The following is a 15,706-nucleotide window of genomic DNA, read 5'->3' on the forward strand; positions in this document are numbered from 1 at the left end:
AGGCGGCGCCTGCCTGCTTTGAACAGTGCAGGTATGGACGGCGGCAGTCTGCCAGCCGTCACATTGACGACTGGCCGCTGCGCACAGCCGCCATGAATGCCCGGATCTTCGCCGGGTCCTTGATGCCCCTGGCCTGCTCCACCCCGCCACTGACGTCCACCGCGTAGGGTCGAACCTGGGCGATGGCGTCAGCCACGTTGTCCGCCGTCAGGCCACCGGCGAGGATGATCGGCTTGTCCAGGCCCTGCGGCACCAACGTCCAGTCGAACGCTTCACCGGTCCCTCCCGGAACGCCCTCCACGTAGGTGTCCAGCAAGATACCGCTGGCCCCGGAAAAGGCTTTGCAACTGGCGGCGATGTCGTCGCCGGCCTTGACCCGCAACGCCTTGATGTACGGTCGATGCCAACCCTCGCAATCGGCGGGTGTCTCGTCGCCATGGAACTGCAGGAAGGCCAGCGGCACCGCATCGAGGATTTCGCCCAGCTCGCAACGACTCGCATTGACGAACAGGCCGACCGGCGTGACGAAGGGTGGCAGCGCCTGAATGATCGCTCGTGCCTGCTGCACCGTCACCGCCCGCGGGCTCTTGGCGTAGAACACGAGCCCGATGGCGTCCGCACCGGCGTCGACCGCCGCCAAGGCGTCTTCGACTCGGGTGATTCCGCATATCTTGCTGCGAACGACCGACATGGTGGATAAAACCTCAGGCAAATCCGTGGAAGTCCCGGATGGTAACAAATGCAGCGGAGGGCGTCAGCCGTCGAGTTCCGAGAACCCCGTGAGGAAATGTGGCCCGATGTAACGCTCAGGCAACTCGAATTCGTCGTGATATTCAACCTGGACCAGGTACAGGCCAAACGGGTGCGCGGTCACGCCTCCCGAGCGGCGAATGCGGCTTTCGAGCACTTCCTTGACCCATTCCACCGGCCGTTCACCCGCGCCGATGGTCATCAGCACACCGGCGACGTTGCGCACCATGTGGTGCAGAAAGGCGCTGGCGCGGATATCAAGCACGATCATCTTGCCGTGACGGGTTACGCGCAGGTGATGCAGTTCCTTGATCGGCGACTTGGCCTGGCACTGCCCCGCGCGAAAAGCGCTGAAATCATGGACGCCGACCAGGTATTTCGCGGCCTCGGCCATACGCTCGACATCCAGCGGACGGTGGTTCCAGGTGATTTCTTCATTCAGGTGCGCTGGGCGGATCTGATCGTTGTAGATCACGTAGCGATAGCGCCGGGCGATGGCCTTGAAGCGCGCATGAAAATGCGCGGGCATCGCCTTTGCCCAACTGACGCTGACATCGTGCGGCAGGTTGATATTGGCCCCCATCACCCAAGCCTTCATCGAGCGCTCGACTTGGGTGTCAAAATGCACCACCTGGCCGCAGGCATGCACGCCGGCGTCGGTACGTCCGGCGCAATGCAGCGACACGGGGGAATCGGCGACTTTGGACAGCGCGTCTTCAAGGGTTTCCTGCACCGTTAATACGCCGGAGGCCTGACGCTGCCAGCCGCGATAGCGCGAGCCTTTGTATTCAACGCCCAAGGCGATTCGGAAAAAGCCGTCGGCCGCCATTTCGGCGGCCGGGTTGTCTATGTTTGCCAAGGAATTACAGCCTGCTGAGGTACGCAAAGGCGGGCATTATAAAGCGGGTGCGGTGGGATGCCAGTGTAACCGGCGGTCCTGCGGTGAATGGCCTGGCGCCATCGCGAGCAGGCTCGCTCCCACAGGGGTTTCCAGCGACCACAACACCTGTGGGAGCGAGCCTGCTCGCGATGCCGCCAGCCCAGACGCTACAAAACCTGCAAATAAAAACGGCAGCCTCACCGGCTGCCGTTTTTGTTTAACCGCTGACTCACGCCAGGCGCGACAACATCTCCTTCGCTTCGCTTTTCTGCGTGGCATCGCCTTCACTGAGCACTTCACCGAGGATATCCCGGGCGCCGTCATTGTCGCCCATGTCAATGTAGGCCTGGGCCAGATCGAGCTTGGTTGCCACTTCGTCGGTGCCGCTGAGGAAATCGAAGTCCGGCTCGTCGTCGGCAGTCGCCAAGGCGTCTTCAGCAGTGAAGGTTGGCTGGCCTATGCTGTCGGACAGGCGATCCAGCTCGGCGTTGACATCGTCCAGCTCGGACTCGAAGGCATCCTTAGGCTGATCGTGGGCGTCCATCTCGTCGGCCAGGGACAGATCGAAATCCGCCGGCAGCTCAAGATCGTCGGCCGGCGTGTCATCCAACGCGGGCGTTTCGGCCGCTGGAATGTCCAACCCCTTGAGATCGTCGTCCAGGTCCAGCAGGAAGTCTTCATCCGCCAAGGCGGGTGCCGGAGCATCCGCGCCCAGGTCCAGATCGAACTCCGACAGATCGTCGAGGCTTTCGTTGGCCTCGGTCTGTTGCTTGAGCACCGATTCAAAACTCAGGTCATCGTCTTGCGGAAACGCATCCAGTTCGGCAAGCGGCTCGGGGGCTGGCGCGACCGGAGCGGTGTCCATGTCCTCCAGGCTGAGATCAAAAGCGCTGTCGAGCTCGTCGTCGGTCGGCGATTTGTCTTCCAACAGCTCCTTGACGTACTGGGCATCCAACTCAGCGGCTACGGCTGCCGCAGCCAGGCCTGCACCGGCGGCGACCGCCATGGCCGGGAAACGGCTCTTGAGCTGTTCGACCTGGGCGTAATTGTCGCCATTGGCGACCAACTGCCGCTCCTGGGCGACAAAGGCGTCGCGGTCGCCCTGCTGGCCGTAGACTTCCATCAGCTTCAAGCGCAGGTCGCTGCGCTGGGGCTCGGCCTTGATGCCTTGTTCAAGCAGGTCGGCGGCCTGATTCAAGCGACCACGATCGATGTGCGACTGAGCCTGGGGCAGCACGTCGTCCGAACGCTCCGCGGCCGGTGCTACCAGCGGTGCGGCTATGGGGGGCGTGACGACCACGGGCGCAACCACCGAGGCAGGCCAAGGGGCTGGCGCGGGGGCTGGCTTGGGTTCGAGCTTTACGCTGGGTGGTGGTACTTCAATGCCCTCGAAGCTGCTCGGGGGCAGATCGAGCTCCGGGGAGAAGTCGGCCTCCTCCTCGAGGGCGCGGGCCATGCGCAAATGTTTCTCGGCTTCCTGCTGGGCCTTGCGGCGGCGAGCGAGCAGCAGGAGCAGCAGCAAGAGGAGCAACGCACCGCCGCCAATCAGGCCCAGCAGGATCGGATTGGTCAGCAGGTCGTCGTATTTTTTCTCGTCGGCTGCGGCCGGCGCCGGTTCAACCGGCGGGGTCGCTTCTGGGGTGGCCTGGGGTGCCGGGGCGGCGGACGGTGCTTGTGCCGCTGGCGCGGGGGTCAGTTCCGCCGACATCGCCGGGGTGGCTTCGCCAGTGGGCGGGACCGCGACGCCTTCGGCCTGCATTTTCGCCAGTTGATTGTTCTTCAGCTCGATCAGGCGCTGCAGTTTGTCCAGCTGGCTCTGAAGATCGGCCATGCGGCTCTTCAGTTCTTCATTGTCGCGACGAGCCGAATCGAGGCTTTCCTGAGTCACGGCAAGTTGGTTACTCAGGGCCTGGGCATCACCGGCTGCGCCTTTGCCTTTGGCACCCGCTTTCGCCGACTCGGCGGAAACCAGGCTCAGGTTATCGCGAGCCGCGCCCTGGGCCGGTGCGTTATCGCCACCGCCACGCCGGGTGGCGTCCACCTGCTGGCGTCCGTTACCCGCCCCGCTCCGACGCCCCTGGCGCCAGGCGGCGTTTTGAGCGGCCACTTCGGCAATGGCCTGGGGCTGCGGCAATGCCGTGCTTTGCACCGGATCGGGCAGGCGCAACACCTGGCCGGTCTTGAGCAGGTTGATGTTGCCGTCGATGAATGCGTTCGGGTTCAACGCCTGGATCGCCAGCATCGTTTGCTGCACCGAACCACCGTTGCGCACCTTGGCGGCGATTTCCCATAGGGTATCGCGCGGCGTCGTGGTGTATTGGGACGGCTTGGTAGCCCCGGTGACCGGCGAAGACACCACCTGGGACGGCTTCGCCCGAGCGGCGTCGGCGGCCTGCGGCGAGAACTTAGACGGATCGAGCAGTACGCTGTAGTCGCGCAGCAAGCGGCCGTTGGGCCACATCACCTGCACGAGGAACTTGACCATCGGTTCGGTCAGCGGCCGGCTGGAAGTCACCCGCAGGACACTCTTGCCGTTGGCGTTGATCACCGGTGTGAAGCTCAATTCATTGAGAAAGGCTTGGCGGTCAATGCCCGCCTTGGCGAATTCTTCAGGTGGGGCCAGGCTCGGCACCACCTCGGCGGCGGTCAGTTGCTGGACATCGAGCAGTTCGATCTCGGCCACCAGAGGCTGGTTCGGCGGCGACTTGAGGGTCAATTCCCCCAGCCCGAGCGCTTGCGCCATACCGGAGGACAGCGCCGAGGCGGCCGCTATTGCTAACACCAGTTTGCGAACTTGAACCATAGCCTCTTCCTTTGTTTGAACATTCCTCGGCCAGCGAGAAGGTGTTGATGCCGCTGCCGTAAGGCATTGCGCGCAGCCCCAAGCGACGGTGCGCGCGATCGTTTCACTCATGCCCGAGGCAGTCCCCGGGAGGGAGGTTCGCCTTCAGCACTCTGGCCAAGCATAGCGCCCAGCTAGAACCATTCGACAAATTGTTGCCAAGTATCTTTTACAGCAGGTCTTTTATCAACAACTCAGCCACCTGCACCGCGTTGAGCGCCGCGCCCTTGCGCACGTTATCCGACGTCAGCCACATATTCAGCTCCGACGGATCATCGATGCCGCCGCGCACGCGGCCGATATAGACCACATCCTGCCCCACCGCATCACCCACCGGCGTCGGATAATCACCCGCCTCCACCAGCTCGATGCCGGGGGCCGCTTCCAGGGCGGCGTTGACCTTCGCCAGGTCGACGGGACCGGCAGACTCCACGGTCACGCTAAAGCTATCGCCAAAAAACACCGGGGCTTGAATGCAAGTCGCGGAAATCTTTAACAAAGGTTGCTCCAGCACTTGGCGCAGCTCACTCACCAGTCGCTTTTCCAGTGGGGTATGGCCCTGCGCATCGGGACTACCCACTTGGGCCAACAGGTTGAACGCCATCTGCCGGTCGAAGAACGTCGGTTCGAGCGGACGGGCGTTGAGCAATTCCGCCGTCTGGCGCGCCAGTTCAGTGACCGCAACGCGGCCTTGGGCCGATACGGCGAGGCTGGCAGTCAGGCTCACGCGCTGGATATCCAGGCATTGGCGCAACGGTGCCAAGGCAACGGCCAGGACCGTCGCCGAGGGGCTGGGGCTGCTGACCTGCACGGGCCTGGACAGGTTCGCCAGCAGGTGCGGGTTGGCCTCCGGTACGATCTGCGGCGCCTGTTCGGCCTGCAGCGCACCGGACAGGTCGATCAGCGCGCAGCCGGCCGCCGTGGCGCGCGGAGCGAAGCTCAGAGTGACCGCCGGCCCCGCCGCGAAAAACGCCAGTTGGACTTTGCTGAAATCGAACTCATCGACCTCGCGCACCCGCACGTTTTTACTCCGGAACATCACCGAGCTGCCCGCTGACTCGCTGCTGGCCAACAGGTGCAGGTTGCCGATCGGGAAGTCGCGCTCTTCAAGAATCTGGACGAGGGTTTCGCCGACAGTACCGGTGGCGCCGATCACGGCAATATCAAAGGACTGGCTCATGGGTCTACCTCAGGTAAAACGTGGGGAGCGGCACTTTACCGGGTGGTGGGTGGGCAGGCAATTGGCGGGAAGTTTGTGGTGACTGTGGCGGCCCCTTCGCGAGCAGGCTCGCTCCCACATTGGATCTTCAGTGAACACAAAACCTGTGGAAGCGAGCCTGCTCGTGAAGGGGCCGGTCCAGACACCCAAAAACTGCCCCAATAAAAAACCCGCACCTCTTACAAGGCGCGGGTTCTTTCACAGCGACAATCGATCAACGCTCGAGCAAAATCCGCAGCATGCGGCGCAGCGGTTCGGCCGCGCCCCACAACAGTTGGTCGCCAACGGTGAAGGCACCGACGAACTGCGAGCCCATGTTCAGTTTGCGCAAGCGGCCCACTGGCACGTTCAGGGTGCCGTTGACCTTGGTCGGGCTCAGCTCCTGCATGCTGGTTTCACGGTTGTTCGGCACCAGCTTGACCCACGGGTTGTGCTGGCTGATCAAGCCTTCGATGTCGGCGATCGGCACGTCTTTGTTCAGCTTGATGGTCAGCGCCTGGCTGTGGCAACGCATGGCGCCGATGCGCACGCAGATGCCGTCCACCGGGATCGGGCTCTTGAAGCGGCCCAGGATCTTGTTGGTCTCGGCCTGGGCCTTCCATTCTTCACGGCTCTGGCCGTTCGGCAGTTCCTTGTCGATCCAAGGGATCAGGCTGCCGGCCAGCGGCACGCCGAAATTCTCGGTCGGGTAGGCATCGCTGCGCATCGCTTCGGCGACCTTGCGGTCGATGTCCAGGATGGCACTGGCCGGGTTCGCCAGCTCGTCAGCCACGGCGCCGTGAGTCACGCCCATTTGCTTGATCAGCTCGCGCATGTGCTGGGCGCCGCCACCGGAGGCTGCCTGATAGGTCATGGCGCTCATCCACTCCACCAGGCCCGCTTCGAACAGGCCGCCCAGCCCCATCAACATCAGGCTGACGGTGCAGTTGCCGCCGATGTAGTTCTTGGTGCCCGCATCCAGCTGCTGGTCGATGACCTTGCGGTTGACCGGGTCGAGGATGATCACCGCGTCGTCCTGCATGCGCAGGCTGGAAGCGGCATCGATCCAGTAACCCTGCCAGCCGGCTTCACGCAGTTTCGGGAAGACTTCGCTGGTGTAGTCGCCGCCCTGGCAGGTCAAAATCACGTCGAGGGTCTTGAGCTCGTCGATGCTGTAGGCATCCTTGAGCGCACCGGTGTCCTTGCCCACGGACGGGCCCTGGCCACCCACGTTGGAAGTGGTGAAGAACACCGGCTCAATGAGATCGAAATCCTGCTCTTCCAGCATTCGCTGCATGAGCACGGAACCGACCATGCCGCGCCAACCGATCAGACCTACACGTTTCATCGCAACTACACCTATACAAAAGTGGGCCACCGTCGAGGCGGTGGGCCCGAAAGATTACAGATTCCGCAGCGCGGCGACTACTGCATCGCCCATTTGCTGCGTACCGACTTTGGTACAGCCTTGCGACCAGATATCACCGGTGCGCAAGCCTTGGTCCAGGACCACGCTGACGGCTTTTTCGATCGCGTCGGCGGCATCGTTCAAGTTGAAGCTGTAGCGCAGCATCATCGACACCGACAGGATGGTCGCCAACGGGTTGGCAATGCCCTGCCCGGCGATGTCCGGCGCCGAACCGTGGCACGGCTCGTACATGCCCTTGTTGTTGGCGTCCAGGGAAGCCGACGGCAGCATGCCGATGGAACCGGTGAGCATTGACGCTTCGTCGGACAGGATGTCGCCGAACATGTTGTCGGTGACGATCACGTCGAACTGCTTCGGCGCACGCACTAGTTGCATCGCCGCGTTGTCGACGTACATGTGGCTCAGTTCGATGTCCGGGTAATCCTTGGCCACCTGCTCGACCACTTCGCGCCACAGTTGGCTGGAAGCCAGCACGTTGGCCTTGTCCACCGAGCACAGTTTCTTGCCCCGCACGCGAGCCATGTCGAAGCCGACCCGGGCGATACGGCGGATTTCGCTTTCGCTGTATGGCAGGGTGTCGTAGGCCTGGCGCTCGCCATTCTCCAGCTCACGGGTGCCGCGCGGGGCGCCGAAGTAGATACCGCCGGTCAGTTCGCGGACGATGAGGATGTCCAGGCCCGAGACGATTTCCGGCTTCAGGCTCGACGCGTCGGCCAGTTGCGGATAAAGGATCGCCGGACGCAGATTGCCAAACAGACCCAGTTGCGCACGAATCTTCAGAAGGCCGCGCTCCGGGCGGATGTCGCGTTCGATCTTGTCCCATTTCGGGCCGCCCACGGCGCCCAGCAGCACGGCATCGGCGGCACGGGCACGGTCCAGGGTTTCATCGGCCAGGGGTACGCCGTGCTTGTCGATGGCCGCGCCACCGATGACGTCGTGGCTGAGTTCGAAGCCCAGGCCGTACTTGTCGTTCGCCAACTTCAGGACCTTGACCGCCTCGGCCATGATTTCCGGGCCGATGCCGTCACCTGGGAGAATCAGAATCTGTTTGCTCATGCTTTCCTCGTTTGTTCGGTTTTCGGCACAACCCCTGGGGCCGACCGGTAAAAATCCTATCGCTCGGCCCACAGCACCAGCACATCTGTACTGAACGAACCATCGGCCTCAATCTGAAAATATTCACGCACTTCGTCGCCCATCGAACGCTGCAGCTCAAGAATCGCCGCACGCATCACCTCGGGGGTGCGCATGCGCTCGACCCAGGACTGGTACTCCAGGCGCAGGCGCTGGCGCGACGTGCTGCGAGTGTGCAGCCCCGCTTCGCTGACCTGGCGCAACCATTCGGCGGCCGAATAGTCGCGCACATGGCTGGTGTCGCGCAGCACTTCGATGCTTTGCAGGTAGGTGTCCAGTAACGGCGTGCCAGGCGACAGGATATCGATGAACGCTACCACCCCGCCCGGCTTGAGCACCCGGCGCACTTCCCGCAATGCCAGGCCGAGGTCGCTCCAATGATGCGCCGAATAGCGGCTGAACACGAAGTCGAACTCAGCGTCGGCGAACGGCAACCGCTCGGCGGCGCCACGGACCGTGCTGATATTGCCCAGGCCACGCTCGGCAGCCGCCGCCGTCACCACGTCGAGCATCTGCTGGGACAGATCGTAGGCCACCACCTCACCGGCCAGCGGCGCCACGTGGAAACTCACATGGCCGGCGCCGCAACCCAGGTCCAGCACACGGGCATCGCCACGACCGGTCAGCTCGGCCTGTAGCAGGGCGAACTCGGCGCCCTGGGCGTGCACGGCACTGCTCAGGTAGGCCGAGGCCTGTTCACCGAATTGCTTTTGGACGACTTGGCTGTGGGCGGTGCTGGTCATGGGGACTTCCTTTTTGGGTATAGCCTTGTGGTGTCAGTGCCGCCGTCTTCGCGAGCAGGCTCGCTCCCACAGGGATTTTGGGTGTTCACAAACACCTGTGGGAGCGAGCTTGCTCGCGATGAGGCCGGTACTGCCTACATCAATCCATCAAGCATCGCGAAACAACCAAGGCTGGCTCGCCCGATGCTTGGCCTCGAACGCGGCAATTGCCTCGCCGTCCTGCAAGGTCAGGCCGATGTCATCCAGGCCATTGAGCAGGCAATGCTTGCGAAACGCATCGATCTCGAAACCCAGCACCTTGCCGTCGGGGCGGGTCACCGTCTGCGCGGCCAGGTCGATCTGCAATTGATAACCAGGATTGGCCTCGACCTGCTGGAACAGCTCGTCCACTTCGGCATCGCTGAGGATGATCGGCAGCAGGCCGTTCTTGAAGCTGTTGTTGAAGAAAATGTCGGCGTAACTCGGCGCGATGATGCTGCGGAAACCGTACTCTTCCAGGGCCCACGGCGCGTGCTCGCGGCTCGAGCCGCAGCCGAAGTTCTCACGGGCCAGCAACACGCTGGCGCCTTGGTAGCGCTCGGCGTTGAGCACGAAGTCCTTGTTCAGCGGACGCTTGGAGTTGTCCTGGTAAGGCTGGCCGACATCCAGGTAGCGCCATTCGTCGAACAGGTTCGGGCCGAAGCCGGTGCGCTTGATGGATTTCAAGAATTGCTTGGGGATGATCTGGTCGGTGTCGACATTGGCACGATCCAAAGGCGCGACAAGACCGGTGTGCTGGGTAAAAGCTTTCATGCTGCGCTCCTTCAGATCAATTCGCGGACGTCGACGAAACGGCCGTTGACAGCTGCCGCAGCGGCCATCGCCGGGCTAACCAGGTGCGTACGACCACCGGCACCCTGACGGCCTTCGAAATTTCGGTTGGACGTCGAGGCGCAATGTTCGCCCGACTCCAGGCGGTCCGGGTTCATTGCCAGGCACATCGAGCAACCCGGCTCACGCCATTCGAAACCGGCTTCGAGGAAAATCTTGTCCAGCCCTTCCGCTTCGGCCTGGGCCTTCACCAGGCCCGAGCCCGGCACCACGATGGCCTGTTTGATGGTCGAGGCGACCTTGCGGCCCTTGGCGATGACCGCCGCGGCGCGCAGGTCCTCAATCCGCGAGTTGGTGCAGGAGCCGATGAAAACACGGTCGAGCTGAATGTCGGTGATCGCCTGGTTGGCGCTCAAGCCCATGTACTTCAAGGCACGGACAATGGAGTCGCGCTTGACCAGGTCCGTTTCCTTGGCCGGATCCGGCACGTTCTGGTCCACTGCCAGGACCATTTCCGGCGAAGTGCCCCAGCTGACTTGCGGCTTGATCTGCGTCGCATCGAGCTCGACCACGGTGTCGAATTTGGCGTCCGGGTCAGAGACCAGGTCTTTCCAGGCTTCGACCGCCATGTCCCACTCCGCGCCTTTTGGCGAGAACGGACGGCCCTTGACGTATTCGACGGTTTTTTCATCGGCGGCCACCAACCCGACGCGCGCGCCGGCTTCGATGGACATGTTGCAGATGGTCATGCGGCCCTCGACGGACAAGTCGCGGATCGCGCTGCCGGCGAACTCGATGGCATGGCCGTTACCGCCAGCGGTACCGATCTTGCCGATCACGGCCAGGACGATGTCCTTGGCGGTCACGCCGAACGGCAACTTGCCCTCGACGCGCACCAGCATGTTTTTCATTTTCTTGGCGACCAGGCACTGGGTGGCCAGCACGTGCTCGACCTCGGAAGTGCCGATGCCGTGGGCCAAGGCGCCGAATGCGCCGTGGGTCGAGGTATGGGAGTCACCGCAGACCACGGTCATGCCAGGCAAGGTCGCGCCTTGCTCCGGGCCGATGACGTGGACGATGCCCTGGCGCACGTCGTTCATCTTGAATTCAACGATGCCGTATTCATCACAGTTGTCGTCGAGGGTCTGGACTTGAAGACGCGAGACCTGGTCGGCAATGGCTTCGATGCCGCCCTTGCGCTCCGGGGTGGTCGGTACGTTGTGGTCCGGGGTGGCGATGTTGGCATCGATGCGCCAAGGCTTGCGCCCAGCCAGGCGCAGGCCTTCGAAGGCTTGCGGCGAAGTCACTTCATGGATGATGTGACGATCGATGTAGATCAGCGCCGAGCCATCGTCGCGCTGCTTGACCAAATGCGAATCCCAGAGCTTGTCGTAGAGCGTTTTGCCGGCCATCACACGGTTTCCTCATCAGCTTGTTTCTATGCCCTGGGTCTTGAGTGAGTAAATGACCCCTTGGCTTGTGAGGCTGATGTTATGAGGCTACATTAAATAACTCAAATTCATATTTTTCATGCTTTGCATAACCAACAGGAATTCGACCGGTACGGCCATGGACTTAGCCAACCTCAACGCCTTTATTGCCATCGCCGAGACCGGCAGTTTCTCCGGAGCCGGCGAGCGCCTGCACCTCACCCAGCCCGCTATCAGCAAGCGTATTGCCGGGCTGGAACAACAGCTCAATGTGCGCCTCTTCGACCGGCTGGGCCGTGAAATTGGCCTGACCGAAGCCGGCCGGGCGCTGCTGCCCCGGGCCTATCAGATTCTCAACGTGCTCGACGACACCCGCCGCGCGCTGACCAATCTGACCGGCGAAGTGACCGGGCGGCTGACCCTCGCCACCAGTCACCACATCGGCTTGCATCGCCTGCCCTCCTTATTAAGGGAATTCACCCGACGCTACCCACAGGTGGCATTGGATATTCAGTTCCTTGATTCGGAAGTGGCCTACGAGGAAATCCTTCACGGTCGCGCGGAACTCGCCGTCATCACCCTCGCCCCCGAGCCCCACGCACTGGTAAGGGCCAAGCCGGTGTGGGACGACCCGCTGGATTTCGTCGTAGCGCCGGAACACGCGCTGCTGGAAAACGGCGCAGTGAGCCTGGCGGACATCGCCTTGCATCCGGCGGTGTTCCCTGGCGGCAATACCTTCACCCATCACATCGTCCAGCGACTGTTCGAAGCCCAAGGCCTGACACCGAACATCGCCATGAGCACGAATTATCTGGAAACCATAAAGATGATGGTCTCCATCGGCCTGGCCTGGAGCGTCCTGCCGCGCACCATGCTCGACGAACAGGTGGCGCGCATTCCTTTGCCGGGCATACAGCTCAGTCGCCAGCTAGGCTATATCGTGCACACCGAACGGACGCTGTCGAATGCAGCACGGGCTTTCATGGCTCTACTGGACGCACAAATCGATCTGCCAGGGACAAGGGCATAAGTTGTGCTACTCCTATAGGGCCACTACGCCTGTGCATCACACCCACCCGCCCAAGGCCCGCTAGAGAATGCCCAAACCCGCCGACCATCTTCCGCCCCTGCCGCGTATCCAGGCGCTCGACCCGAAGCGGTCCGAGCAAAGCTGGGACAGCGCGCCACAGCTGCTGGCCGCCCTGAACGGAGCGCGGCTGGGGGCCTGGTCGTGGGACATCGATACCGGGCAGATCAGTTGGTCCCGAGGCACCCAGGCACTGTTCGGCTTCGATCCGCGCCAACCGTTACCCGCCGACGTGGACTACCTCGATCTGTTGCTGCCCGAGGACCGGGCCCGGGCCATGCGCGCGTTTCACGCGGCGGTGGCCGGCGCACCGCTCGAGCAGGCCATGCACCACCGAATCGTCTGGCCCGACGGCAGCCTGCATTGGCTGGAAATCAGCGGCAGCGTATTGCCCGACAAACATGGCCGTCCACGCATGATCGGGGTCATTCGCGAGATCACCCACCAGCGCGAACGGGAACAGGCGCTGCGCAGCTCGGAAAAACGCTTCGCCACGCTTTTTCATCTTTGCCCGAACATGGTCTTGCTGACCCGCCAGGAGGACGGCCTGATCAGCGAAGCCAACCAGTATTTCGAAAGCCTGTTCGGCTGGCCGGTTCACGATGTGATTGGCCGCACCACTCTGGAACTGGGCCTGTGGGTCGACCCCAGGCAGCGGGCGAAGCTGGTGGAGGCGACCAAGGCCAAAGGCGAACTGGTGAGCATGGAAGTGGAGTTCCGGGCCAGTAACGGCCAGGTCCACAACGGCATCCTCAGCGCGCAGAAAGTCGAACTCGAAGGCCAACCGTACCTGCTGAGCACGTTCCTCGATACCACCGAGCGCAAACTCGCCGAACAGGCCCTCAAGGACAGCCAGGAACGCCTGGACCTGGCCCTCGACTCGGCGCAACTGGGCACTTGGGACTGGCACATTCCCAGCGGCATGCTCTACGGTTCGGCCCGGGCCGCGCAGCTCCATGGCCTGGAGCCCAAAGCCTTTCATGAATCGTTCGACGCGTTTTTCGAGGGCGTACCCACCGAAGAACGCAACAACATGCGCAACGCCTACCGCAGCCTGCGCGAAGGCCCGGCGGGCAACTATCAATTGACCTATCGCGTGCAGCTGCCGGACGGCAGCTCACGCTATCTTGAGAGCCGCGCCCGCCTCTACCGCGACGACGACGGCAGCCCCTTGCGCATGGCCGGCACTTTGCTCGACATCACCGATCAGGTGGAGCGCGAACAGAGCCTGGCGGCATCGGAAGAAAAATTCGCCACACTGTTCCAGGTCAGCCCCGACCCGATCTGCGTGACCCACCAGGACGATGGCAGATTCCTGGAAATCAACTCCAGCTTCACCCAGACCTTCGGCTGGGCGGCCAGCGACGTCATCGGCCGCAGCGCCGACGAGATTGGTCTTTGGGATGCGTCCGGCAGCAGCCTGCAACGCATCGAACGGGTGATCCGCGAGCAATCGCTGAGCAATGTTGCCATCGTCGTCCACCACAAGAACGGCCAGCCGCTGACCTGCGTGATTTCCAGCCGGCAAATCCACGTCGGCAACCAGCCCTGCATCGTCACCACCCTGCGGGACATCACCCAGCAGCAGCGTTCCGAGGCGGCGCTCAAGGCCAGCGAGGAAAAATTCGCCAAGGCTTTCCACTCCAGCCCTGACGCCATCACCATCACTGAATGCGAAAGCGGCCGCTACCTTGAGGTCAACGACGGTTTCTGCCGCCTCACCGGCTATCGCGCCGACGAAGTGGTCGGCCACACAGTGTACGAAGTCGGCATCTGGGCCGAGGAAAAACAACGCACGGCGCTGCTGGCAGAGCTACAGCTCAAGGGCCGGGTCGTGCATCAGGAAATGCTCGGGCGCAACAAGCGTGGGGAAATCCTCACGGTGGAAGTGTCGGTGGAACCCATCACGCTCAACGAGACCGCCTGTCTGCTGCTGACAGCCCGGGACGTCAGCCTGCTGCGCAACGCCGAAGCGCAGATCCGCCACCTGGCTTATCACGACCCACTCACCAACCTGCCCAACCGGGCGTTGTTGATGGACCGCTTGAGCCAGCAGATCGCCTTGCTCAAGCGCCACAGCCTTCGCGGTGCCCTGCTGTTCCTCGACCTGGACCACTTCAAGCACATCAATGACTCCCTCGGCCATCCGGTGGGCGATACCGTGCTGAAGATCATCACCGCACGCCTCGAAGCCAGCGTGCGCCTCGAAGACACCGTGGCGCGGCTGGGTGGCGACGAGTTCGTGGTACTGCTCAGCGGCCTCGAAGGCACACGGGCCGCGGTCAGCGAACAGGTACAGAACCTGGCCGACACCCTGCGTGACCTGCTCTCGGAGCCGATGTTCCTGGACGGCCAACGGCTTCAAGTTACCCCCAGCATTGGCATGGCGCTGATTCCGGACCACGGCTCCACCCCGACCGACCTGCTCAAGCGCGCCGACATTGCCCTCTACCGCGCCAAGGACTCGGGGCGCAACACGTCGCAGATGTTCCACGCCACCATGCAAAAAGCCGCGAGCGAGCGACTGCGCATGGAAACCGACTTGCGCCAGGCCCTGGCTCGCAACGAGTTCAGTTTGCATTTCCAGCCCCAGATCGATGCCCGGGACAACCGCATCATCGGCGCCGAAGCCCTGGTCCGTTGGAATCATCCGGACCTGGGTGCGCAGTCGCCCAACGAGTTCATCAAGGTACTGGAAGACAGCGGCTTGATCCTGGAGGTCGGGACCTGGATCCTTGATGAAGCCTGCAACGGCTTCAAGCACTTGATCGCCAAGGGCAAGGTCGATCCGCAGCGCTTCAAATTGTGCGTCAACATCAGCCCACGGCAGTTTCGCCAGAGTGATTTCGTCGAACGCATCGAAAGCAGCCTCTCCCGTCACGGCCTGCCCTATTGCGTGCTCAAACTGGAAATCACCGAAGGCATCGTAATCCAGAACCTGGACGACACCATCGGCAAGATGCGTCGCCTCAAGAAACTGGGCGTGAGCTTCGCCATGGATGATTTCGGCACGGGATACTCGTCGCTGACGTACCTCAAACGCCTACCGGTCGACACGTTGAAAATCGATCAATCCTTCGTGCGGGACGCCACCAGCGACCCCAACGACGCCGAAATCATCCGCGCCATCGTGGCCATGGCCCGTAGCCTGAACCTGGAAATGATCGCCGAAGGGGTGGAAACGCTGGAACAATTGCAGTTCCTGCAGGGGCTCGATTGTCATTTGTACCAGGGTTACCTGCACAGCCGGCCGTTGCCGCTGGAGGCGTTTGAGCGGTTGTTGCCCTAATTCTGAACCGCAATACAAGACGGGCTTTTGTGGCGAGGGGATTTATCCCCGCTGGGTTGCGAAGCAGCCCCAAAAAAGAACAGACGACGCTGTTTAGCCTGACACGCCGAGGCG

The 15,706-nt window shown here is 62.5% G+C and carries 11 protein-coding genes; 2 read left to right on the top strand and 9 right to left on the bottom strand.

The features are described from left to right. Positions 1-58: 58 nt before the first annotated feature. The 9 genes from J3P92_RS16825 to leuC form a co-directional block, all read right to left on the bottom strand. Complete coding sequence (locus J3P92_RS16825) at positions 59-691, bottom strand: phosphoribosylanthranilate isomerase (protein WP_434648368.1); 633 nt, start codon at positions 689-691, stop codon at positions 59-61. Between the two features lie 63 nt (positions 692-754). After that, positions 755-1,579 (bottom strand): tRNA pseudouridine(38-40) synthase TruA, encoded by an 825-nt coding sequence (gene truA / locus J3P92_RS16830; protein WP_434651148.1) that lies wholly within the window; start codon positions 1,577-1,579, stop codon positions 755-757. A 280-nt stretch (positions 1,580-1,859) separates the two neighbouring features. Next, positions 1,860-4,433: a FimV/HubP family polar landmark protein gene (locus tag J3P92_RS16835; protein ID WP_434648369.1), complete on the bottom strand. Its 2,574-nt coding sequence runs from the start codon at positions 4,431-4,433 to the stop codon at positions 1,860-1,862. A gap of 208 nt (positions 4,434-4,641) precedes the next feature. Next, positions 4,642-5,652, bottom strand: coding sequence for an aspartate-semialdehyde dehydrogenase (locus tag J3P92_RS16840; RefSeq protein WP_434648372.1), 1,011 nt, complete (start codon positions 5,650-5,652; stop codon positions 4,642-4,644). Positions 5,653-5,905: 253 nt separating this feature from the next. Next, positions 5,906-7,018, bottom strand: a complete 1,113-nt coding sequence (asd, locus tag J3P92_RS16845; protein WP_420765686.1) for an aspartate-semialdehyde dehydrogenase — start codon at positions 7,016-7,018, stop codon at positions 5,906-5,908. A 54-nt stretch (positions 7,019-7,072) separates the two neighbouring features. Beyond that, positions 7,073-8,155: a 3-isopropylmalate dehydrogenase gene (leuB, locus tag J3P92_RS16850; RefSeq protein ID WP_434648373.1), complete on the bottom strand. Its 1,083-nt coding sequence runs from the start codon at positions 8,153-8,155 to the stop codon at positions 7,073-7,075. Positions 8,156-8,211: 56 nt separating this feature from the next. Then, positions 8,212-8,976, bottom strand: coding sequence for a class I SAM-dependent methyltransferase (locus tag J3P92_RS16855; RefSeq protein ID WP_434648376.1), 765 nt, complete (start codon positions 8,974-8,976; stop codon positions 8,212-8,214). 147 nt (positions 8,977-9,123) lie between these two features. Then, on the bottom strand, positions 9,124-9,768 hold the full coding sequence (gene leuD / locus J3P92_RS16860; RefSeq protein WP_030142033.1) for a 3-isopropylmalate dehydratase small subunit: 645 nt from the start codon (positions 9,766-9,768) through the stop codon (positions 9,124-9,126). Between the two features lie 11 nt (positions 9,769-9,779). Next, a complete protein-coding gene (gene leuC, locus J3P92_RS16865; RefSeq protein ID WP_420765684.1) occupies positions 9,780-11,198 on the bottom strand; it encodes a 3-isopropylmalate dehydratase large subunit in 1,419 nt (472 codons plus the stop codon). Between the two features lie 157 nt (positions 11,199-11,355). Here leuC and J3P92_RS16870 point away from each other — a divergent pair, with 157 nt between their 5' ends. Both J3P92_RS16870 and J3P92_RS16875 read left to right on the top strand, forming a co-directional pair. Continuing rightward, positions 11,356-12,246 carry a LysR family transcriptional regulator gene (locus tag J3P92_RS16870; protein WP_420765683.1) on the top strand — a complete coding sequence of 297 codons (891 nt, stop codon included), beginning with the start codon at positions 11,356-11,358 and terminating at the stop codon, positions 12,244-12,246. Positions 12,247-12,313: 67 nt separating this feature from the next. Continuing rightward, complete coding sequence (locus J3P92_RS16875) at positions 12,314-15,592, top strand: PAS domain S-box protein (RefSeq protein ID WP_434648378.1); 3,279 nt, start codon at positions 12,314-12,316, stop codon at positions 15,590-15,592. The last annotated feature ends 114 nt before the right edge of the window (positions 15,593-15,706 follow it).

The sequence above is a fragment of the Pseudomonas sp. D3-27 genome, from assembly GCF_051132165.1.
Classification (GTDB): Bacteria; Pseudomonadota; Gammaproteobacteria; order Pseudomonadales; family Pseudomonadaceae; genus Aquipseudomonas.

Bases quoted from the DNA above. Each gene is read 5' to 3' on its own strand.
- asd (WP_420765686.1), bottom strand. From the start codon at position 7,018: ATGAAACGTGTAGGTCTGATCGGTTGGCGCGGCATGGTCGGTTCCGTG.
- J3P92_RS16840 (WP_434648372.1), bottom strand. From the start codon at position 5,652: ATGAGCCAGTCCTTTGATATTGCCGTGATCGGCGCCACCGGTACTGTC.
- J3P92_RS16825 (WP_434648368.1), bottom strand. From the start codon at position 691: ATGTCGGTCGTTCGCAGCAAGATATGCGGAATCACCCGAGTCGAAGAC.
- truA (WP_434651148.1), bottom strand. From the start codon at position 1,579: ATGGCGGCCGACGGCTTTTTCCGAATCGCCTTGGGCGTTGAATACAAA.
- J3P92_RS16870 (WP_420765683.1), top strand. From the start codon at position 11,356: ATGGACTTAGCCAACCTCAACGCCTTTATTGCCATCGCCGAGACCGGC.
- leuB (WP_434648373.1), bottom strand. From the start codon at position 8,155: ATGAGCAAACAGATTCTGATTCTCCCAGGTGACGGCATCGGCCCGGAA.
- J3P92_RS16875 (WP_434648378.1), top strand. From the start codon at position 12,314: ATGCCCAAACCCGCCGACCATCTTCCGCCCCTGCCGCGTATCCAGGCG.
- leuC (WP_420765684.1), bottom strand. From the start codon at position 11,198: ATGGCCGGCAAAACGCTCTACGACAAGCTCTGGGATTCGCATTTGGTC.
- leuD (WP_030142033.1), bottom strand. From the start codon at position 9,768: ATGAAAGCTTTTACCCAGCACACCGGTCTTGTCGCGCCTTTGGATCGT.
- J3P92_RS16835 (WP_434648369.1), bottom strand. From the start codon at position 4,433: ATGGTTCAAGTTCGCAAACTGGTGTTAGCAATAGCGGCCGCCTCGGCG.
- J3P92_RS16855 (WP_434648376.1), bottom strand. From the start codon at position 8,976: ATGACCAGCACCGCCCACAGCCAAGTCGTCCAAAAGCAATTCGGTGAA.